Source organism: Nocardia sp. NPDC059177 (genome assembly GCF_042755165.1).
GTDB lineage: Bacteria > Actinomycetota > Actinomycetes > Mycobacteriales > Mycobacteriaceae > Nocardia.
On record NZ_JBHZBX010000016.1, the window covers coordinates 1 to 19,086 of the forward strand.

Consider the following 19,086-nt stretch of genomic DNA (forward strand, 5'->3'; position numbering starts at 1 on the left):
ACCTCCATCTCGGCGAGCAGGTGACCGTAGTCGGGTTCGTCGACACCCATCATCTGCTGCATCGCCTTCGACGACAGCCCCACCTTGTGGCCGACGATCCGGGCGCCGTCATCGAGCCTGCGCCGGATATTGAGCAGCTGGATCTCGTAGGCATCGACCACGTCGATGGCCGGATACCGGTCGGCGATGGGGGACACGGCCACCCGATCCAGCTCCGCCCGCGCCAATTCGGCCGCGAGCTCGGTACGCACGCTGGTTGTCAGCATCCTGGCTCCCTCTTCTCCTCTGGTGATGCCCTCCCATGCTCGGGGCCGCACGCGCCGTCCGGCGTGGGTGTTCCCGCTGGATGGGCGGGAAACTGTGTGATCCTGCCCGGCATCAACGCGCACGCCGCCACCAGCACCACCGTCATCACGGCGATAGCGGTGAACACCAGATGCACCGCGGCCGCGAGGGTCTGCGGCGAGGCCGCGCCCGTCTCGCCCAGGCGCACATTGACGAGCGCGCCGAACACCGCCACCCCCACCGCGCTGCCCAGCGAACGCGCGAACATGATGGCCGAGGTCACCACGCCGCGTTCGGACCAGCGCGCGCTGGTCTGCGCCGCGATGAGGGTGGGCGTGGCGACCAGGCCCATACCGGCGCCGACGATGAAACAGGAGACGGCCACCTGCCACAGCGGCGAGTGCTCACCCAGCATCAGCGTGGTACCGGCGCCGAGCACCGCGATCGTCGCGCCCAGTACAGCGCAGAAGCGGAAACCGAAGCGCAGGTACACCTTTCCGGCCCGGGCGGCTGCCAGCGGCCAACCCAGAGTGAGCCCGCCGGCGACCAGTCCCGCGACCAGGGCGCTCGAGCCGAGCACACCCTGGTTGAACATCGGAACATAGGTCGTGAACCCGAACAGCAGTGCACTGCCCAGCACGGCGGCCACACTGCTGGCCACCACCACCCGCCGGGTGAACACCCACAGCGGCAGAATCGGTCGCGCCGCGCGCGCTTCCACGGCCACGAACAGGATCAGCGCCAGCCCGGCGCCACCGAAGACGGCCAGCCCGACCGGCGAACCCCACGCCCAGGCCCGGCCGCTCTCCAGCAGCCCGAGCACCAGCCCGCCCGCGCCGAGGGTCAGCAACACCGCCCCGGCGTAGTCGATACTGCGGTGCTGTCGCGGTGTGCGCTCCTGGAAATTGCGGATCAGCATCCACGCGGCCAGCGCGGCGACCGGCAGATTGAGCAGGAAGATCCAGCGCCACCCGAGGTAGTCGGCGCAGATCCCGCCCAGCAGCGGCCCGGTCACCGAGGCCACCGCCCACACCCCGGCCAGATAGCCCTGCACGGTGGCACGTTCGGCGAGGGTGTAGAGGTCGCTCGCGATCACCATGGTGGTCGGCTGGATCGCGCCCGCGCCGATACCCTGCACCGCGCGGAACACGATCAGCGCGAGCATGCTGCTCGCCAGCCCGCACAGCAGCGAGCCGAGCGCGAACACCACCACCCCGAACAGGATCACCGGCTTGCGGCCGAAGGTGTCGGCGAGCGCACCGTAGATCGGCACGGTCACCGCCTGGGCCAGCAGATAGCTGGTGAACAGCCACGGGAACAGCCCGAAGTCGCCGAGGCTGTCGGTGATCGACAGCACCGCGGTCGCCAGGATGGTCGAATCCAGGGCGACCAGACCGGTGGCCAGCATCAGCGAGACGAGGACGGGCCCACGATCCGAGCCGAAACCGACCTCGGATCGCGCGGTATCGATTGCCACAGAGCGCCTCTCGGCTCAGAAACGGATGCGGACCCGGTCGGTGCGGGGCCGGGCCTGGCAGGCCAGGGTATAGCCGGCGTCGATGTCGTCCTGATCCAGGATCCCGGAGGCGGGCATGTCCACGCCGCCGTCGACGACGGTGCAGGCACAGGAACCGCATTCGCCCTCCCGGCAGGAATACGGCACGTCCAGGCCGTCGGCGAGCATCACGTCGACCAGGGTGCGCGAACGCGGCCAGCGCAGCGCGTGCACGGCGCCGTCGAGTTCCACCTCCACCTGCGCGGCGTCGGCGTCCTCGGCGGGATCGAGCGGTTCCGGCTCGGCGAACGGGTCACCCGAGAGCGAGACGAACACCTCGGTGGTGATCCGCTCACGCGGCCAGCCCGCGCCGGCGAGTGCCTCGGTCACCGCCGTCATGAACGGGCCGGGCCCGCACACGAACGACTCGTAGCTCGCGTACGGCCGCGCGAACCGCGCCAGCTGGGCGGCGGTGGGCAGGCCCTGCAGCGATTCGAGCCAGTGCACCACGCTCACCCGGTCCGGATACCGCGCCACCAGCTCGCGCAGCGCCTCGGCGAAGATCACCGACTCGGGACCGCGATTGGCGTAGAACAGCACCACCGAGCCGGTGCCGCCGGCCAGCGCCGAACGCAGGATCGACAACACCGGGGTGATGCCGCTGCCCGCCGCCCACAGCAGCAGGTCGGTGTCCAGCGAGGCCGGGGTGAAGGTGCCCTGGGGCGGCAGCACATCGAGGGTGTCGCCGACGGAGACGTTGTCGCACAACCAGTTCGAGCCGTAGCCGTCGGCGGTGCGCTTGACCGTGACCTGCGGCGGGTCACCGGTGAACGGGGAGCTGGCCAGCGAATAGCAGCGCGCCACCGGCTCGGGACGCTCGCTCGGGATCCGCAGGGTGAGGAACTGGCCGGGCCGGTAGGCGAACCGGTCGGCCGCCTCCGGGGGCACGTCGAAGACGAGCGAGCGCGCGTCCGCGGTCTCCTCGATCACCGCGGCCACCCGCAGCGTCACCACCCGCGAGCCACGCGGAGTCTCGACAGTCGCCCTCGTCACTGGTGTCCTCCTCGATCACAGAACCGGCGTGCGGAACCCACCGTGACAGCTGTCACGGAGCCGATGCCACCGTGTTCCCGGTGGCCGGGAGGTCGCCGCACGAGTGCCCGCTGACCGGGAAGACCAGGGTCGACGCGGTATCGGGCGACCCTAGCGTCGTCGGTCGTGGACACTCGATCTCCCGGGGGCGCCCGATGAACCGCATGCACAACACCGTCGCGCTGGTGACCGGCGCGGCCGGCGGAATGGGCCGCGCCCATTGCCGTCGTCTCGCCGAAGAAGGCGCCGACATCATCGCTGTCGACCTCGACACCGCTGCCGCGGAACTGGCACGGACGGCCGCGGAGGTCGAAGCCGCAGGCCGGGTCTGCGTCACCGCCGCGGCCGATGTCCGGGACCAGGTGTCCCTGGATGTGGCCGTCGCCGACGGCGTCGCCGCGCTGGGCCGCCTCGACGTTATCGTCGCCAACGCGGGCATCTACGCCGACCTCGGCCTGTCCTGGGAACTGACCGATCAGGCCTGGCAGCGCACCATCGACATCAATCTCACCGGTATGTGGCACACCGTGCGCGCGGCGGTCCCGGCGCTGACCGACGGCGGCTCGATCGTCATCGTCAGCTCCACCAACGGCATCACCGGCGCCGCGGCCGCCGCGCACTATTCGGCCAGCAAGCACGCCGTGGTCGGGCTGGCCCGCACCCTGGCCAACGAGCTCGGCCCGCGCAATATCCGGGTCAACACGGTGCATCCCGGGTCGGTGGCCACGCCGATGATCCTCAACGACGCGGTCTACGCCAAGCTCTGCCCCGACCTGCCCAATCCGACCCGGGAGGACGCCGCGGCCGTGCTGGCGAGCCGCACGCTGCTGCCGGTGCCGTGGGTCGACCCGGTCGACATCAGCAATGCCGTGCTCTTCCTCGCATCCGACGAGTCCCGTTATGTGACGGGAATCCAGCTCGTGGTGGATGCCGGACTGACTCAGAAGGTGTGACATGGGACGAGTTTCGGGAAAGATCGCGCTGGTCACCGGCGCGGCGCGGGGTATCGGCCGGGCCCAGGCGATCCGGCTGGCCGAGGAGGGCGCCGACATCGTCGCCGTCGACCTCTGCGGTCCGGTCGACTCGGTGGTGACCCCGCCGGCGAGCGCGGCCGACCTGGCCGAGACCGCCGCCGCCGTCACCGCCACCGGCGCGCGGGTCGTCGCCGCGACGGTCGACGTGCGCGACGGAGCCGCTCTGCGTGCCGCGGTCGATGCCGCCGTGGCGGAGCTCGGCGGGCTCGACATCGTCTGCGCCACCGCCGGAATCAGTTCCAGCGGTCCGGCGCTCGAGCTGACCGAACTGCAATGGCAGACGATGATCGATGTCAACCTGACCGGGGTGTGGCAGACCTGCAAGGCCGCCACCCCGCACCTGCTCGCCCGCGGTGGCGGCGCGATGATCCTGACCAGTTCCATCGCCGGGCTGCGTGGCCTGGTCGGGGTGGCGCATTACACCGCGGCCAAGCACGGTGTGGTCGGATTGATGCGGTCGCTGGCCAAAGAGCTGGCCCCGCACCATGTCCGGGTGAATTCGGTGCATCCCACCAATGTCGACACCCCGATGATCCAGAACGACATGGTGCGCCGGGCGTTCCGGCCCGATCTCGAACATCCCACTCGCGAGGAGTTCGCCGCGGCGGCGGTGACGATGAACATGCTCCCGATCCCGTGGGTCGAGCCGGTCGACATCGCCAATGCCACGCTGTTCCTGGGTTCCGACGAGGCCCGTTACATCACGGCGGTGACCCTGCCGGTCGACGCGGGTTCCACCCAGCGCTGACCCACGACGACGACAACGGGGGCCTCCATCGGAGGCCCCCGTTGCGCGTTGCCGGCTCATGTGGAGCGGTCGGTCTCCTTGCGGGTGAGGAAGGCCAGCACCGCCGACTCGAACTCGTTCTTGCGCTCGATCATCGCCCAGTGCCCGCAGTTCGGGAACACGTGCAGTTCGGCGCGCGGAATGGTCCGCATCGGGATCAGCGCCATATCCAGGGGGCTGACCCGATCGTCACGGCCCCAGGTGAGCAGCGTCGGCGCCTGCACCTTGTGCAGCATCGCCCACGGCGGCGGCGCGTCGGAGGCCTCCATGGCCCGCACCATCATGGTGAACGCGGCCTTGCTGTACATCCGGCGGGCGCTGTCGAGGGTGGCCGGGTCGGTGGCCTGGGCCCAGCGTTCCTCGATCAGTTCCTCGTTGACCATGGCCGGGTCGTAGACCATCGAGTGCAGCCACTGGATCAGCCGTTCCCGAGTGGGTTCCTCGGTGAACTCCTGCAGCAGCTTGATGCCCTCACCGGGGCCGGGGCTGAAGATGTTCTTGCCGATGCCGCCGATGGTCACCAGTTTGCCGACCCGCTGCGGGTGCGCGATCGCGTAGTTGAGCGCGACGCCGCCGCCCATCGAGTTGCCGACGATGTCGACACTGTCCAGGCCGAGCGCGTCGACGAAACGGACCACCGAGTCCAGCGCGGTCACCATCGGATGACCGCCGAAGTCGTCACTCACCCCGAAACCGGGGAACTCCAGCACCAGGCACCGGAACCGCTCGGCGAAGGTCGCGAGATTGCCGCGGAAATTCCGCCACCCGGTGACGCCGGGGCCCGAGCCGTGCAGCAGCAACAGCGGCGGACCCTCACCGGCCTCGTGATAGCGCAGCACGCCCGCGTCGGTGCGCACTTCGCGCAGCGTCGCCTCGTAGCTCAACTCGGTCATGCGTGCGTACCGCCGTCGATCCGGATCTCGGTGCCGGTGATGAAGGCGCCGTCCTCGGAGACGAGCATGGCGATCACCCCGGCCACCGCGGTCGGATCACCCATGCCCGCGCCGCCGGATTCCCGGTCGGTCGGCAGGACGGGGGACAGCTTCGAGAACAGCGCCCAGTCGGCGTCGGCGGGCACGTAACCCGGTGTGGCGTCGGTGATGCCGGACTTGATGCTGCCGGGCGCCACGCACACCGCGCGCAGGCCCTTGCCGCCGAATTCGAGGGCGAGTGCGTGGGTGAAGGACTGGATGCCGCCCTTGCTCGCCGCGTAGGCCGCCATGTACGGGTGGGCGAAGGCCGCCGAGGTGGAACTGAAGTTCACGACGGTCGCGCGCGGATTCGCCAGCAGCGCGGGCAGTGCCTCGCGGACCATCAGGAAGGTGCCGGTGAGGTTGACCCGGATGATCAGATCCCACAGATCGAGGGAGGTCTGTTCGGTGTGCGAGGCGCGCAGGATGCCCGCCGCGTTCACCAGCGAGTCCAGGCCGCCGAGGGTCTCGACCGCCGAGCGGACACCGTCGGTCACCGACTGTTCGTCGCCGATATCGATGGTCAGCGTGGTGAGCCGGTCCGCGGTGCCGCGTTCGGCGGCCTGGGCCTTGGTGGCGGCCAGGCCGTCGGCCGAGACGTCGGCGGCGACCATGGTGGCGCCCTCGTCGAGCAGTCGCAGCGCGGTGGCCTGGCCGATGCCGGACGCGGCGCCGGTCACCAGCGTGCGGTGGTCGTCGAGTCTGTTCATGGCTTTCTCTCCTTTGTCTGTGGGGTCAGCCCAGCCGGCCGGGGACCGGCTCGTGGCGCAACTGATCGGTCGCCAACGCGCCTGCGCGGACCGCGTTCTCGATCGAGTCGCGCAGGGCGGGGCAGGTGGGGATCCAGCTGCTGTGCTCGCCGAGCGCGGCACGGCGGGCGAATTCCGGGCACGCGGACTCGGCGTCGTCGAGCCACTGGATGCTGGTGTGGCTGGGACTGAACTTCTCGGCCAGCACCTTGTTGCCGCACGTACCGCATTCGACGGGTTGCATGATTACCTCCTCAGCGCTCGCCCGCGGCGTGCCGCGCGCCGACGTAACCGAACACCATGGCCGGGCCGATGGTGGCGCCCGCGCCGGCGTAGTCGTTGCCCATGACCGCGGCCGAGGTGTTGCCGACGGCGTAGAGCCCGGGAACGGCCGAGCCGTCGGCGCGCAGCACCTGGGCGTGCTCGTTGTAGACCAGCCCGCCCTTGGTGCCCAGGTCGCCGACCCGGATCCGCAGCGCGTAGTACGGGCCCTTGTCCATGACGTCGAGCGCGGGGGAGTCCAGGGTCGGATCGCCGTAGTAGTTGTCGTAGGCGCTGACGCCGCGACCGAAGTCCGCGTCGTGACCGGCCCGGGCGAAACCGTTGAAACGCTCGACGGTCGCGCGCAGGTCCGTGGCAGGCACGCCGATCGCGGCGGCGAGGCCGTCGACATCGGGCGCGCTTCGCACCAGCCCGGTGTCGGTCCACGAGGCCGGGAACTTCTGGCCCGGCAGGATGCCACCGATCGGGTAGCGGCTCTTGGCCTTCGCGTCGAAGATCAGCCAGGCCGGATCGTTGCCGCCGGCCAGCTGGGCGTGCACGAAGGTCACATACGGTGAGGCCTCGTTGGTGAACCGGTGGCCGGTGCTGTCGACGATGATCGAGCGCGGGATCGAGCGCTCCGACACCAGCACCTGATTGATGCCCTCGGGCCGCTGGAACGAGGGCATCCACCACGCGTCGTCCATCAGGTCGACCGCGGCGCCGATCCGCTCACCGGCGACGATGCCGTCACCGGTGTTGTCCGCCGAGGCCGCGCTGAAGTTGTCGCGCCCGCCCTCGGGCAGATAGCGCTTGCGCATAGCTTGATTGTGCTCGAAACCGCCGGTGGCCAACAGCACCCCGGCGCGCGCCCTGATCCGGATCTCGCGGCCGTCGCGTTCGGCGAGCACACCGAGTACCGCGCCGGCATCGTCGGTGATCAGCGAGCGCAGCGGCGTGTTCAGCCACAGCGGCACGTCGGCGTCGGTGAGCGCGAGCCGCAACCGGGCGATCAGGGCCCGGCCCAGGGTGTCCATGTGGCGGCGCAGCAGGATCGCCTTGACCGCGCGCAGGCCGGTCAGCAGCGCGGTCCAGCGCGCCTTCCAGGTGCGGGTCACCATGTTCAGCTGGACGAAGTCCTTGGAGGTGATGAACAGGCCGGGCGGGGTCGCCAGCGCGGCCGGGCGCAGCAGCTCCTCGTCGGCGCCGAGCTGCTCGAGGTCCACCGGCAGCGGCTCGATGGACCGGCCCGCGGGCCGTCCGCCCGGTGCCTCGGGGTGGTAGTCGGAATAGCCGGTGCACCACTGGAAACGCAGGCGCGGGCTGGTCTCCAGGAAGGCCAGCATGCGCGGGCCCTCGTCGATGAAGGTGTCCAGGTTCGCCGAGGGGACCCGGTCACCGACGACGGCGTCGAGGTAGGCGCGCACATCGGCGCGCGAGTCACCGAGGCCCTCACGCAGCAGCTCGGGGTTGTTGGGCACCCAGATGCCGCCGCCGGAGAGCGCGGTGCTGCCGCCGTAGACCCCGGCCTTCTCGATGACCAGGGTGTCCAGGCCCGCGTCGGCGGCGGCGAGCGCGGCCGTGAGCCCACCCGCGCCGCTGCCGACGACCAGGAAGCCGACTTCGTGATCCCAGTGGGTGTCGTTCGCAGTCATCGCGGGCCCGCTCAGCCGATGACCATGTCGTCCTGCGACCAGAACGCGCGCATGCTGGTGATCCGCGCGTCCTCGTCGAAGGTCATGACATCGATCGGTTCGATGGTGACGGCCTGCTCGCCGAACTTGGTGGTCACCCGGAAGCTGAACGCGGCGCTGTCACCGGCCACGCGCACGGTGAACAGTTCGGTCGAGCGCTCCATCGGCTCGATGGCCGAGTAGAACTTCGTGATCGCCGCCAGGCCGACATGCGGCGCGCTGCCGACCGGGTCCTCCACCGTCGCGTCCTCGGCGTAGAGGGCGGCGATGTCGGCAGCCGTCCCGCCGCCGACGGTCTCGATGTACTTGCGCACCGTCGCGCGAATGTCGTCGGCTGAGGCCATCGTGTTGCTCCTGATCAATGTCGAAGGTTTGCTCTGTGAACGGAACCACATTCGCGGGCCCGTGCGGGCCGGTCCGTCCCGGCCAGCGGGAGAGGACCGGCGCCGGGGTCACCCGCCGAGAATGTGGCGCACCGCGAGGTGGCTGAACAGCATGGACGCGCCGATCGGATTGCCGCCGCCGGGATACACCTCGCCGCTGGCGGCGGCCATGGTGTTGCCCGCCGCGTAGAGGCCGGGGATCGGCTCGCCGTCGCGCCCCAGCACCCGGGCCGCGCTGTCGGTGCGCAGGCCGCCCTTGGTGCCCAGATCGGAGATGCCGAACGCGGCCGCGTGGAACGGGCCCTTCTCGATGCGCGCCAGTGGCGGTTCACCATTGGAGAAGGCGCGGTCGTAGGCCTCGTCGCCACGGCCGAAGTCGGGGTCGACCCCGTCGGCGACGAACCCGTTGAACCGCGCGACGGTGGCTTCGAGGTTCGCCGCGGGCACGCCGATCTTCGCGGCCAGCTCGGCGAGAGTGTCGGCGGTGTGCCACAGCCCGGCCTCGACATACTTCTCGGTCTCCACCATCGACACGTTGGTGGCCTTGATCGGCGGCACCTCGCCCTCGGTGTCGTCGTAGATCATCCAGAACGGCAGGCGCAGCCCACGCTCGTCCATCTGCCGGATGACATCACGCCCGAGCCGGTCATAGGGGGCGGACTCGTTGACGAACCGGTGGCCGTCCTGGTCGACGAAGATGCCGCCGGTGAACCACAGCGCGAAGGCCGACCGCCCGTCCGGGTGGGTCAGGCCCGGCGACCACCACGCCTGATCCATCAGGTCGGTGTCGGCGCCGGCCGCGATGCCTGCCTGGTGTGCCCGCCCCTGATTTCCCCAGGGCCCCATGGTGTCGCGTGCCGCACCCGGCACGCCGTAGTGCTTGCGCAGTTCGTCGTTCTGCTCGAAGCCGCCCGCCGCGAGCACCACGCCGCGGCGGGCGCGGATCGCTACCCGGGCACCGTCGCGTTCGACGATCGCGCCCGCCACCGCACCGTCCTCGACCACCAGCTCGACCAGCGGCGAGTTCAGGTGCAGCCGCGCGTGCGGGTAGGCCGAGATCGCACGCAGCAGGCGCCCGATCAGCGCCTGCCCGCCGATCAGCAGCTCCGGCAGCGGCGCGCCGAGCCGGTCGGTGTCCAGCGGTCCGCGCAGCGATACGCGCAACTCGCCCAGCGCCGCGGCGGGCAGCGGGGTCGGCATGATGTGGCGCTGTCCGTCGAGGCGGGCCTTGGGCGCCTTGCCGAAGTAGTCCGGCCACGGCAGCATCTCGAAGGCGAAATGGTCGTCGGCCTCGAGGTACTCGATCAGGTCCCGGCCGCGGCGCACATAGGTCTGCTGCAGGTCCTCGGGGGTGCGGTCGCCGACGACGGCGCGGTAGTAGGTGAGCGCGTCCTCGATGGTGTCGTCGGTGCCCGCGCGCTCCAGGACCGGATTGCAGGGGAACCAGACCCCGCCGCCGCCCGAATAGGCCGTCGTGCCGCCGAACTTGTCGGTCGCCTCGACCACCGCGACGCTGAGTCCCTCGCGGGCGGCGGTGTAGGCGCCGGCCAGGCCGCCGCCCGACCCCGCGACCAGCACATCCACCTCGTCGTTCCAGTGCACCACTGTTCTCCTCCTGGTCCTGCCTCGAATTGCCGACGACGGTAGGCCCGGCGCGGACGGTCCCGGCCCGGCCGTCCCGATCACCGGGAGGCGATCGATGCGCGAATGTGCCGGTCAGCGGGAGGGACACCTGCTCGAGCGGCGTCGGCGTCCCTACCGTCGGCGCGGAGAACGGTCTTCATCGAAAGGTAGGCACTGTGAACCCCGAGACCCCATCGGCACCAGCGAAGGACCCCGCCGAGGTCGACGTGGTCGTCGTCGGCGCGGGCATCGCCGGCCTGTACGCCCTGCACCGATTCCGCGGCAGCGGCCTGCGCGTGCGGGTGTTCGAGGCGGGCGAGGGCGTGGGCGGCGTCTGGTACTGGAACCGCTACCCGGGCGCGCGCTGCGACGTGGAGAGCGTCGACTACTCGTACTCCTTCGACGACACGCTGCAGCAGGAGTGGAACTGGAGCGAGAAGTACGCCACCCAGCCCGAGATCCTGTCCTATCTCGAGCACGTCGCCGATCGCTACGACCTGCGCCGCGACATCGAATTCGGTACCCGCGTCACCGATGTCGTGCTCGACGAGGCGACCCTGCGCTGGCAGGTCGCCACCGACACCGGGCGCACGGTCTCGGCCCGGTTCGTCGTGCTGGCCACCGGACCGCTGTCCAACGCCAACACCCCCGCCATCGCCGGTCTCGACACCTTCGCCGGGCAGGTGCTGCACACCTCGCACTGGCCGCACGAGGGCGTCGACCTCACCGGGCAGCGGGTCGGGGTCATCGGTACCGGATCCTCCGGTATCCAGACCATTCCGTGCCTGGCCGAACAGGCCGAGCGGCTGCACGTGTTCCAGCGGACCGCCAATTACAGTGTGCCCGCGGGCAATACGCCGCTGACCGAGGAAGACCGGCAGGCGCACAAGGGCAACTATCCCGAACGCAGGCGCCTGTCGATGGCCAGCGGCGGCGGGTCCCCGCACCAGGCGCACCCGTCCTCCGCGCTCGACGTCGACGAGGCCGAACGCCGCGCCGCCTACGAGAAGCGCTGGGCCCTGGGCGGGGTGCTGTTCAGCAAGACCTTCCCCGACCAGCTCACCACGCTGCCCGCCAACGACACCGCCCGGGAATTCTGGGAGGAGAAGGTGCGGGCGGTGATCGAGGATCCGGCGGTGGCCGAGCTGCTGGTGCCGCGCGATCATCCGATCGGCACCAAGCGCATCTGCACCGACACGAACTACTACCAGACCTACAACCGCGCCAATGTCGAGCTCGTCGACCTGCGCGCCACCCCGATCACCCGCATCGACGCCGCGGGCGTGCACACCGAGGCCGCGCACTACCCGCTCGACACCCTGGTGCTGGCCACCGGATTCGACGCGATGACCGGCTCGGTATCGCGGATGAACATCGTCGGCCGCGGTGGCGAGACACTCAACGAGGCGTGGCGGGAAGGACCGAAAACCTATCTGGGCCTGGGCATGACGGGCTTCCCGAACCTGTTCGTCCTGACCGGGCCGGGCAGTCCCTCGGTGCTGGCGAACATGGTGCTGCACTCGGAACTGCACGTCGACTGGGTGGCCGAGGCCATCGGTTTCCTCGACGGCCAGGGCGCGGCGGCACTGGAGGCGCGACCCGACGCGGTGGCCGACTGGGTTCGCGAGTGCGCGGCCCGGGCCGAGGGAACCCTGATGACCCAGGCGAATTCGTGGTACCTGGGCGCCAATATCGAGGGCAGGCCGCGGGTGTTCATGCCCTTCGTCGGCGGGTTCGGTGTCTACGGCGAGATCATCGCCGAGGTCGCGGCCGCCGGGTACAAGGGCTTCGACGTCCTCGAGGCCTGAGACACAGCGACGGGGTGCTCCGAGCGATCGGAGCACCCCGTCGTGGTCGTTCAGGCCGTGAAACCGCCGAAACCGCCGCGATAGAACAGCAGCGGCTTGCCGCCCTCGGTCGCGCGCAGGTCACCGACGCGGGCCAGTACCACGGTGTGATCGCCCGCATCGTGCTCGAGCTCCACGCTCACCTCGATATGGGCCAGCGCCCCGGCCAGTGCGGGCGCGCCGTTACCGGCCCGCTCCCACGCGACCCCGGCGAACTTGTCGGCACCGCTCACCGCGAACTGGCGGCACAGCGCGCTCTGCTCCTCGGCCAGGATATTGATGCACAGCGAGCCCTGCTCGCGCAGCAGCGGCCAGCTCGACGAGGTCTTGGCGGGGCAGAACGAGACGAAGGGCGGGTCGAGCGACACCGACACCACCGACTGGCAGGTGAAGCCGAGCGGGCGCGTCCCGTCGTGCGCGGCGATCACGGCGACGCCGGTGGCGAAGTGCCCGAGGACGCGGCGCAGCTCGGCGGCTGCCGGGGCGCCTGCGGCGACGACGATGTTGTCTGCATTCATCCCTCCACCATCCGGGTGGGCGCGGACCTGCTCAAGACGTCCTCCCGGTGAGTGGTTGTCGCCGGGCCAACAACGCCGGGGGCGATTGATAACATGCAGCGATGGCGACCCCCGACCCCGATACCGGTGTGCCCAATCTGCCGGCGACCAGCTGGGCGGTCCTCGCCATGCTCTCCTACGAGGAGGAGGTCTCCGGCTACGACCTGAAGAAGTGGGCCGACTGGAGCCTGAGCTATGTGTACTGGACGCCGTCCTACAGCCAGATCTACGCCGAGCTGAAGAAGCTCGAACAGCACGGCTTCGCCAGCTCGCGCCTCGACCAGGACAACGCCATGCGCGGACGGCGGCTCTACCGGATCACCGACTCCGGCCGGGCCGCGGTCACCACCTGGTGGAACAAGGCGCCGGTCGACCCGTCGGTGCTCAAACACCACGTGCTGCTGCGGGTGATGTTCGGTCACCTCGGTTCCCCGGACCGCCTCAAGCAGATCCTGCGCGACCACATCGCCGATGTCGACAAGCTCGAGCATCGCGCCGGCATCGACGCCGAGGCCGCGAGATCCGAACCGGGCTGGGCTTATTCGCAGATCGTGCTGCTATGGGCCCAGCGCCACTACGCGGCCGAACGCGAACTGGCCCAGCAGCTGATCGACGACATCGACGCCGCGAGCATCGTGCTCGAGGGCGCCGAACACGACGAGCGCGCCGAATACCCACATCCGACCCCGGGCCGCTGGCGCGAGATCGAGCAGCGCGTCCTGGAAGAAGAAGCGCTGCAGCACGACCCGGCCGACTAGTCAGCCCACCGGGTCGCGTGCGCGATCAGGCCATCACCGTATGACCTGAACCGCCTGCCGCTAGGCCGGACCGAGCAGGTCGCGCGCCATCGCCCAGACCTCCGTGCGCGCCGCGGTCGTCGCCGACAGCGACGGAATCGTGAGGAAGCCGTGGAACAGCCCGTTGTAGCGGCGATGCCGCACCGCCACCCCGTCACCGGCCAGACGCTGTGCGTAGGCATCCCCCGCCGAGCAGGGCGGGTCCAGTTCCGCGGTGACGACCACCGCGGGCGGCAGCCCGGCCAGCGTGGCCGCCCTGGTCGGCACCAGACGCACGTCGTCGGTGCCGTGCGGTGCGTAATTGCGCCAATACCACCGCATGGCGCTGGTCGTGTTGTAGTGCCCCGTGCCGAACCGCCGGTAGGACTCGGTGTCGAAATCGTCGTCGATCACCGGATAGATCAGGATCTGCGCCGCGAGCTCGGGACCGCCACCGTCCCTGACCGCGATGGCCACGGTGGCCGCGAGATTGCCGCCCGCACTGTCACCGGCCAGCGCGATCCTGGCCGGATCGCCGCCGTAGCTGGTCGCGTTCTCGGCGGCCCAGCGCAACGCGGCGAGCATGTCATCGTGCGCGGCAGGAGCCGGATGCTCGGGGGCGAGCCGGTAGTCGACCGAAACCACCACCGCGCCGACCCCCGCCGCCATCGACCGGCAGAACTCGTCATGACTGTCCAGATCACAGAACACGAACCCACCACCGTGCGCGAACACGATCACCGGCAGCGCCGCACCGTCGTGATGCGGCCGGTACACCCGCAACGGCAAGGGCCCGCCAGGCCCGTCCACGGTGACGTCGCGCGCCTCCCGCATATCGGGAAGCCGTCGCAGCGGCGCACGCCTGGCGCGGATCGCAGCCCGCACCTCGGCAGCCTCCATCGCGGCGACATCGGGGAATCCGGCGTCGAGCGCGGCCAGCATCGCCGCAACTTCCGGATCGCGTACCGCGCCCGGCCCCGTAGTCGGGAAAACTCGTCCAGTCATGCAGGTCACGGTAGGTTCGGACGCCCCGGCCGGGACCGCGTTCTCCCGCTGGGCGGAAACTCCAGGCTGTAGTCAAGGTGCTTCCCGCCTAATCGGGAGTAAACACGTTGTGGCGACGTTGATCGCCACAACGTGCCTTTGTGACTGGTATGCTCGTCATAGATGAAAGGGAAGGTCATGGCGGGCTATCGGATCGATCGGCAGGCTATCGAGTTCGGCGAGCACGTGCGGGGCTGGCGTATGGTCCTTGGCCTCACTGCCCAGCAGGTTGCCGAGCGCGCGGGCATCACGCGAGACACTCTGCGCAAGGTCGAGACCGGTGATCTGACCGTCAGCTTCGGCAACGTCGCGCAGGTACTTCGGGCGCTCGGCGTGCTCGACACGGCGATCGAGTCGATCGATCCACTGAACAGCGACATCGGCAGACTTCGGGCCGGCAATCTGACGAAGCGGCGCGCGCGATGACCACGGTCGAGGTCCTCGTCGACGAGGCTGGTCGCACGAAGTCGGTCGGCCAGGCGCACTTCACCCGTTCCCGTGGCCAGATCTCCACGACGTTTCTCTATGACAACGGATACCTCGCGGATGGTGGTATGGCCATCGACCCGGCGCTTCCACTACTGTCGGGCTCTCAGCATCAGAATGGGTTGGTTCGCGCTTTCGCCGACAGCGCCCCAGATCGCTGGGGCCGCAACCTCATCGAGAAGGCCGAGCGTGTACGCGCTCGTGTGGAGGGGAAGACCCCACGCAGGCTGGATGATCTCGATTTTCTTCTCGGGGTCAGCGATGACACGCGCCAGGGGGCGCTCCGGTTCCGACTTTCCGGAAACGACGAGTATCTCGGAAGGCCATCAACTGTCCCGAAGCTTGTTTCATTGCCAGAGTTGCTGAACGCCTCCGACGAGATCAGCTCAGACGACGATCCTGCCGCAGCGATCAAGCAACTGCTGGACACGGGAACCACTGGGCTCGGCGGGGCGCGGCCGAAGGCTTCGGTGCGGCTGGAGGACGGCAGCCTCGCGATTGCGAAGTTTCCGCATGGCAGTGACCAGTGGGACGTCATGGCGTGGGAGGCGACAATGCTCGACCTCATGGAGGCGGCAGGGATCCGAACGCCCGAACGGCGACTCACCCGCGTCGGCGGCCGCAGCGTGCTTGTCCTGCGCCGATTCGATCGAACCGATACTGGCCGTCGTCTCGGCTACATCAGTGCGATGACGGCCACGGGCTCGACCGATGGCGAACACCGCGACTACGCCGACATCGCAGAGGCGATGCGCGATCTTTCGCGCTCACCGAAGGGGGATCACCATGAACTCTTCGATCGTGTCGTCGCGAGCGTCGCGCTTGGCAATACCGACGATCACTTGCGTAACCACGGCTTTCTCACTGATCGAGGATCGTGGGCGCTGAGCCCCGTCTTCGATGTGAACCCGAACCCGGATCCATGGCGGCCCCGCTCGACCTCGATCATGGGAGCGGACACGCTCCCGGAGGAAACGGACGGACTACTCGCCTTTGCCGAAGATTGCAGCATGACCGTCACACAGGGGCGTGAACGAATGCTCCGCATCGCAGGAGCGCTGACAAACTGGCGTGACGCCGCACGCAGGAACGGGATCAGCGAGCGTGAGGTGACGACGATGACCGGGTCGATCGATGCGCGCCTGGATGCGGTTGCCAACGCAGCCCAGATCTAAATGTCAGTCTTCCACGTCAAACACCCCCACCACCGCAACGCGCCACGCATCAACCGCACACCGGCCGTGCGAGGGAATGGCCCACCACTCAGCCACCAAGTCCTTCAGGCCCGGGAGGACATCGGTCCCGCGACAGATGGGAAGGGCCGGCCGCTATGCCGGTATGGTCAGTGCTCGCACGATCGACCGCACATTCTGGAGATTGCGGCCGTAGTCGACGGTAGTGATCGGAAGGCGCGGACGACTGGAGATCTCCACGGTGCTGCCGTCGGGCCGTTCCGAAACCACCACCTGCAGGTTCTCGCCCCAGCTCATCCACGACACCTTCGTGCGCGCGGTGAGTACACCCGCGGCGGGATCGCGTTGCGTGATGGTCGCCGGCACCTCGGCCAGCACCCGTTCGGCCATCGCGAAAGACTCCCCGGCGGGCCGCTCCATCTCGATCGAAACCTGCTGGCGCACATCGGCTCCGAGCTCGTGGCCGGTGCCATCGCGCCGTGCCCGTATCACGGAAAACCCGCTGATGATCGCACCGAACAGCAGTCCACCGATCAATCCGGCGATCACCCCACCCCACACCGAGCCGGAGATCAATCCCAGGTAAAGCGCCATGACAATGCCGAAAATCGGGCCGCTGCGCAGAAATATCCGGGTTGCCCCGCGCCAGAGAGGACTCATGGCCGGCAGCCTACTGACTCGTCGAAGCCATGTCGCTCCCGTTATCGCACGCTCCTCCCCGGCAGTTGTCGGCCAGGTCCGAGGACGCGGCCTGATCGATCGCACTCCGCGGTTCGGCCCGAACCCGGCCCGTTCAGGTTCGCCAAGGCACAAATCCGGTTCGGACCTCTCCGCAAATCTTCGATCGGACCGATACTGTCCTTCAGACCTGCGTGAAGCACGAGAGCCGAGGTTCATTCATGGTGCACGGGCCACGTCGGCGAACAGGGAACGGCCGAGGTGTCTATCGCTCCGTGGTCACCGGAGCATCGTGGGCGGCGGTCATCGTCGGGCTGGCCTTCGTTGTGGTCGGGCTCGTCACCGGTGATCTGACGTTCGCGAAGATCAGTCTGCTGCTGGTCCCGCTCGGCTCGATCGGCCTGGCCGGCCACTACGCCGACCAGGCCGAGCATTCCCCGGTCGTTCAGCAGGCGCAACACCCCGGTGTCGTGGTGCTGCGCTATCGCCCGCTGAGGGCGCTGGCACTCCTGATGGGGTTCGGGACCGCCTGCGGTATCGCGGCAGTTCTCGGCTGGCGGCAGGGGCTGGGCGAGGAAGCCGGCTACGCCATCGGCCTCTGCGTGGTCGCGCTGCTCGTCGCCGCGAGCATGGCCGGAGTTCGGCGCTCGGCACGGCTCATCCTCTCCGCGGACTCGCTGCGCGTGCGATTGCCCGGTCTCGACCGGGAATTCGCCTGGGACGGCATCATCGAGATCGGCGCCGCGGAAACACCGCACGGCGACGTCATCACCATCACCGCTGACCGGGCAGGCATACGCCGGCACCGCCGGGATGGTTTCGCCAGTGCCGTCTGGCGACCGTCGCGACGAGAACCGAACGGGCCGTGGTTGGTTCCGGTCGACTTCTGGGGCGTCGGATCGGTGGGACTGTTCGAAGCGCTGACGTGCCTGCGGGAAGACCCGGCCCTACGCGACAAGCTCTCTGCCGAGCTGCTGACCGACCTGTTGATCCATGGATTCGAATCCCGAGTGCTGGGCGATTCACCCGAGCGCGGGTGAGTACGGGTCTCCCGCTGGGCGGAAACGCCAGGTCACGACCTGGCGGTGGGTGCCTACCGTCGGTACATGAACACTGCCAAGGTCTTTGTGATCGACACCGTGGTGACGAAACCTGGTCGGGCCAGGGAGTTCGTCGACGCCTATCTGCGGGAGTACGCGCCGGGGGCGCGCGAGCGGGGGATGACGCTGGAACGGATCGTGGTCAGTCCGCCGGTGTGGTTCCCCGACGAGTCGAACACGGTGATCGCGACGTGGCTGCTCGACGGGGCCGAAGGGTGGTGGGAGATGACCTGGCGGGGGCGGTCGGATCCGGCGGTGCGGGGATGGTGGGGTGGCGTGGACGAGCTGATAGTTCATCGCACGCGGTCGACCGGGGCCGAGGCCGCCGACATCGCGAGGCTCGGCAATGTTTGATGTCGTTCGGCTGGTACATCTTTCCGCTGCGGACGGCTCGGACGCCGAACGGCTGATGACCGAACTGCGCGCGGCGGCGGCCGGGGCGGCGCGGCGGGTGCTGGTGCAGCCCACGCTGCCGGGGGTGCGCAACGGCGGGGACGTGTTGGTGCACCTGCGATTCGACGAGGCGGCCGACTGGTCCGGCTGTGCGCCGCGGGTGGACGCGGTGCTGGCCGACCCGCTCGTGACCCACGTCGACGGTGCCGAATACGACGGCGGTGTCGGTGGGGTCGCCGAGCCGCGCTCACCGGGATCGGTGTACCGGGTCCTGCTGCTGCGGGTCGCGCCGGGGACCACGCACGCGACGATCGACCGCTTCGAGGCCGACCTGCTGCGCATGCCCGGCTATATCCCGACCATCCGGTCCTGGCAGTTGAGCCGGGTGATCCGCGGTATCGGGTCCGTGCCGTGGACCCATGTCTGGGAACAGGAATTCACCGATCTCGACGGCCTGAACGGACCGTATCTGATGCATCCGATCCACTGGGCGCACGTCGACCGCTGGTTCGATCCGGAATGCCCGGACATGATCGTGCGGGATCGGGTCTGCCACAGCTTCTGTGTCAACGAGCCGACGACGCGGCACTGACCCGTCGGTGCCCGGCCGGGGGACGGCCGGGCCGGACCGGGGCATG

Annotated in this window: 20 protein-coding genes and 1 pseudogene; 9 read left to right on the forward strand and 12 right to left on the reverse strand. The window is 69.3% G+C overall.

All coding sequences use genetic code 11. From position 1 onward, the window contains the following. The 3 genes and pseudogenes from ACFXK0_RS20105 to ACFXK0_RS20115 all read right to left on the reverse strand — a co-directional run. Positions 1-266 (reverse strand): annotated as a pseudogene (locus ACFXK0_RS20105) (2-keto-4-pentenoate hydratase); the annotation flags it as partial. Then, entirely contained in the window at positions 260-1,762 is a 1,503-nt protein-coding gene (locus tag ACFXK0_RS20110; protein ID WP_379412025.1) for an MDR family MFS transporter, read from the reverse strand. The gene ACFXK0_RS20110 and the pseudogene ACFXK0_RS20105, both read right to left, overlap by 7 nt. 15 nt (positions 1,763-1,777) lie before the next feature. Next, positions 1,778-2,833: a 2Fe-2S iron-sulfur cluster-binding protein gene (locus tag ACFXK0_RS20115; RefSeq protein ID WP_379412026.1), complete on the reverse strand. Its 1,056-nt coding sequence runs from the start codon at positions 2,831-2,833 to the stop codon at positions 1,778-1,780. A 194-nt stretch (positions 2,834-3,027) separates the two neighbouring features. Here ACFXK0_RS20115 and ACFXK0_RS20120 point away from each other — a divergent pair, with 194 nt between their 5' ends. Both ACFXK0_RS20120 and ACFXK0_RS20125 read left to right on the forward strand, forming a co-directional pair. Then, positions 3,028-3,825: a mycofactocin-coupled SDR family oxidoreductase gene (locus ACFXK0_RS20120; RefSeq protein ID WP_379412027.1), complete on the forward strand. Its 798-nt coding sequence runs from the start codon at positions 3,028-3,030 to the stop codon at positions 3,823-3,825. Between the two features lies 1 nt (position 3,826). Beyond that, complete coding sequence (locus ACFXK0_RS20125; RefSeq protein WP_379412028.1) at positions 3,827-4,654, forward strand: mycofactocin-coupled SDR family oxidoreductase; 828 nt, start codon at positions 3,827-3,829, stop codon at positions 4,652-4,654. Between the two features lie 56 nt (positions 4,655-4,710). On the opposite strand, the gene ACFXK0_RS20130 is transcribed toward ACFXK0_RS20125, so the two are convergent. The 6 genes from ACFXK0_RS20130 to ACFXK0_RS20155 all read right to left on the reverse strand — a co-directional run bounded on the left by ACFXK0_RS20130 (position 4,711) and on the right by ACFXK0_RS20155 (position 10,356). After that, positions 4,711-5,586 (reverse strand): alpha/beta fold hydrolase, encoded by an 876-nt coding sequence (locus tag ACFXK0_RS20130; RefSeq protein WP_379412029.1) that lies wholly within the window; start codon positions 5,584-5,586, stop codon positions 4,711-4,713. Continuing rightward, positions 5,583-6,374 carry an SDR family NAD(P)-dependent oxidoreductase gene (locus tag ACFXK0_RS20135; RefSeq protein WP_379412030.1) on the reverse strand — a complete coding sequence of 264 codons (792 nt, stop codon included), beginning with the start codon at positions 6,372-6,374 and terminating at the stop codon, positions 5,583-5,585. Before ACFXK0_RS20135 ends, ACFXK0_RS20130 begins: the two co-directional genes overlap by 4 nt. 25 nt (positions 6,375-6,399) lie before the next feature. Further along, positions 6,400-6,657, reverse strand: coding sequence for a hypothetical protein (locus ACFXK0_RS20140; RefSeq protein ID WP_189022857.1), 258 nt, complete (start codon positions 6,655-6,657; stop codon positions 6,400-6,402). A gap of 10 nt (positions 6,658-6,667) precedes the next feature. Beyond that, positions 6,668-8,329, reverse strand: coding sequence for an FAD-binding protein (locus ACFXK0_RS20145; protein WP_379412031.1), 1,662 nt, complete (start codon positions 8,327-8,329; stop codon positions 6,668-6,670). Between the two features lie 11 nt (positions 8,330-8,340). Next, a complete protein-coding gene (locus tag ACFXK0_RS20150) occupies positions 8,341-8,712 on the reverse strand; it encodes a nuclear transport factor 2 family protein (RefSeq protein WP_379412032.1) in 372 nt (123 codons plus the stop codon). 108 nt (positions 8,713-8,820) lie between these two features. Beyond that, positions 8,821-10,356, reverse strand: coding sequence for an FAD-binding protein (locus tag ACFXK0_RS20155; protein ID WP_379412033.1), 1,536 nt, complete (start codon positions 10,354-10,356; stop codon positions 8,821-8,823). A 194-nt stretch (positions 10,357-10,550) separates the two neighbouring features. Here ACFXK0_RS20155 and ACFXK0_RS20160 point away from each other — a divergent pair, with 194 nt between their 5' ends. After that, a complete protein-coding gene (locus ACFXK0_RS20160; RefSeq protein ID WP_379412034.1) occupies positions 10,551-12,182 on the forward strand; it encodes a flavin-containing monooxygenase in 1,632 nt (543 codons plus the stop codon). A 50-nt stretch (positions 12,183-12,232) separates the two neighbouring features. On the opposite strand, the gene ACFXK0_RS20165 is transcribed toward ACFXK0_RS20160, so the two are convergent. Further along, entirely contained in the window at positions 12,233-12,739 is a 507-nt protein-coding gene (locus tag ACFXK0_RS20165) for a flavin reductase family protein (RefSeq protein WP_379412035.1), read from the reverse strand. Between the two features lie 101 nt (positions 12,740-12,840). Here ACFXK0_RS20165 and ACFXK0_RS20170 point away from each other — a divergent pair, with 101 nt between their 5' ends. Next, complete coding sequence (locus tag ACFXK0_RS20170) at positions 12,841-13,536, forward strand: PadR family transcriptional regulator (RefSeq protein ID WP_379412036.1); 696 nt, start codon at positions 12,841-12,843, stop codon at positions 13,534-13,536. Between the two features lie 60 nt (positions 13,537-13,596). On the opposite strand, the gene ACFXK0_RS20175 is transcribed toward ACFXK0_RS20170, so the two are convergent. After that, positions 13,597-14,559 (reverse strand): alpha/beta hydrolase, encoded by a 963-nt coding sequence (locus tag ACFXK0_RS20175; protein WP_379412037.1) that lies wholly within the window; start codon positions 14,557-14,559, stop codon positions 13,597-13,599. 162 nt (positions 14,560-14,721) lie between these two features. Between ACFXK0_RS20175 and ACFXK0_RS20180 the strand changes: the two genes are divergently transcribed. Together ACFXK0_RS20180 and ACFXK0_RS20185 are read left to right on the forward strand one after the other, a co-directional pair. Then, positions 14,722-15,024 carry a helix-turn-helix domain-containing protein gene (locus tag ACFXK0_RS20180; RefSeq protein WP_379412038.1) on the forward strand — a complete coding sequence of 101 codons (303 nt, stop codon included), beginning with the start codon at positions 14,722-14,724 and terminating at the stop codon, positions 15,022-15,024. Next, positions 15,021-16,259, forward strand: coding sequence for a type II toxin-antitoxin system HipA family toxin (locus ACFXK0_RS20185; protein WP_379412039.1), 1,239 nt, complete (start codon positions 15,021-15,023; stop codon positions 16,257-16,259). The genes ACFXK0_RS20180 and ACFXK0_RS20185 overlap by 4 nt, the downstream gene beginning before the upstream one ends. Before the next feature lie 153 nt (positions 16,260-16,412). Here the strand turns inward: ACFXK0_RS20185 and ACFXK0_RS20190 are convergent, their stop codons facing one another. Further along, positions 16,413-16,937 (reverse strand): hypothetical protein, encoded by a 525-nt coding sequence (locus ACFXK0_RS20190; protein WP_379412040.1) that lies wholly within the window; start codon positions 16,935-16,937, stop codon positions 16,413-16,415. Between the two features lie 293 nt (positions 16,938-17,230). Here ACFXK0_RS20190 and ACFXK0_RS20195 point away from each other — a divergent pair, with 293 nt between their 5' ends. From ACFXK0_RS20195 to ACFXK0_RS20205, 3 genes are all read left to right on the forward strand, one after another. Beyond that, complete coding sequence (locus ACFXK0_RS20195) at positions 17,231-17,995, forward strand: hypothetical protein (protein WP_379412041.1); 765 nt, start codon at positions 17,231-17,233, stop codon at positions 17,993-17,995. A 66-nt stretch (positions 17,996-18,061) separates the two neighbouring features. Then, positions 18,062-18,409, forward strand: coding sequence for a hypothetical protein (locus ACFXK0_RS20200; RefSeq protein ID WP_379412042.1), 348 nt, complete (start codon positions 18,062-18,064; stop codon positions 18,407-18,409). Then, positions 18,402-19,040: a Dabb family protein gene (locus ACFXK0_RS20205; protein ID WP_379412043.1), complete on the forward strand. Its 639-nt coding sequence runs from the start codon at positions 18,402-18,404 to the stop codon at positions 19,038-19,040. The genes ACFXK0_RS20200 and ACFXK0_RS20205 overlap by 8 nt, the downstream gene beginning before the upstream one ends. The last annotated feature ends 46 nt before the right edge of the window (positions 19,041-19,086 follow it).

What these genes read in the sequence shown, in the direction of transcription:
- ACFXK0_RS20165 (WP_379412035.1), bottom strand. Translation starts at nt 12,739, where the DNA reads ATGAATGCAGACAACATCGTCGTCGCCGCAGGCGCCCCGGCAGCCGCC.
- ACFXK0_RS20185 (WP_379412039.1), top strand. Translation starts at nt 15,021, where the DNA reads ATGACCACGGTCGAGGTCCTCGTCGACGAGGCTGGTCGCACGAAGTCG.
- ACFXK0_RS20120 (WP_379412027.1), top strand. Translation starts at nt 3,028, where the DNA reads ATGAACCGCATGCACAACACCGTCGCGCTGGTGACCGGCGCGGCCGGC.
- ACFXK0_RS20135 (WP_379412030.1), bottom strand. Translation starts at nt 6,374, where the DNA reads ATGAACAGACTCGACGACCACCGCACGCTGGTGACCGGCGCCGCGTCC.
- ACFXK0_RS20130 (WP_379412029.1), bottom strand. Translation starts at nt 5,586, where the DNA reads ATGACCGAGTTGAGCTACGAGGCGACGCTGCGCGAAGTGCGCACCGAC.
- ACFXK0_RS20140 (WP_189022857.1), bottom strand. Translation starts at nt 6,657, where the DNA reads ATGCAACCCGTCGAATGCGGTACGTGCGGCAACAAGGTGCTGGCCGAG.
- ACFXK0_RS20200 (WP_379412042.1), top strand. Translation starts at nt 18,062, where the DNA reads ATGAACACTGCCAAGGTCTTTGTGATCGACACCGTGGTGACGAAACCT.
- ACFXK0_RS20170 (WP_379412036.1), top strand. Translation starts at nt 12,841, where the DNA reads ATGGCGACCCCCGACCCCGATACCGGTGTGCCCAATCTGCCGGCGACC.
- ACFXK0_RS20175 (WP_379412037.1), bottom strand. Translation starts at nt 14,559, where the DNA reads ATGACTGGACGAGTTTTCCCGACTACGGGGCCGGGCGCGGTACGCGAT.
- ACFXK0_RS20205 (WP_379412043.1), top strand. Translation starts at nt 18,402, where the DNA reads ATGTTTGATGTCGTTCGGCTGGTACATCTTTCCGCTGCGGACGGCTCG.
- ACFXK0_RS20180 (WP_379412038.1), top strand. Translation starts at nt 14,722, where the DNA reads ATGAAAGGGAAGGTCATGGCGGGCTATCGGATCGATCGGCAGGCTATC.
- ACFXK0_RS20145 (WP_379412031.1), bottom strand. Translation starts at nt 8,329, where the DNA reads ATGACTGCGAACGACACCCACTGGGATCACGAAGTCGGCTTCCTGGTC.
- ACFXK0_RS20125 (WP_379412028.1), top strand. Translation starts at nt 3,827, where the DNA reads ATGGGACGAGTTTCGGGAAAGATCGCGCTGGTCACCGGCGCGGCGCGG.
- ACFXK0_RS20150 (WP_379412032.1), bottom strand. Translation starts at nt 8,712, where the DNA reads ATGGCCTCAGCCGACGACATTCGCGCGACGGTGCGCAAGTACATCGAG.
- ACFXK0_RS20190 (WP_379412040.1), bottom strand. Translation starts at nt 16,937, where the DNA reads ATGAGTCCTCTCTGGCGCGGGGCAACCCGGATATTTCTGCGCAGCGGC.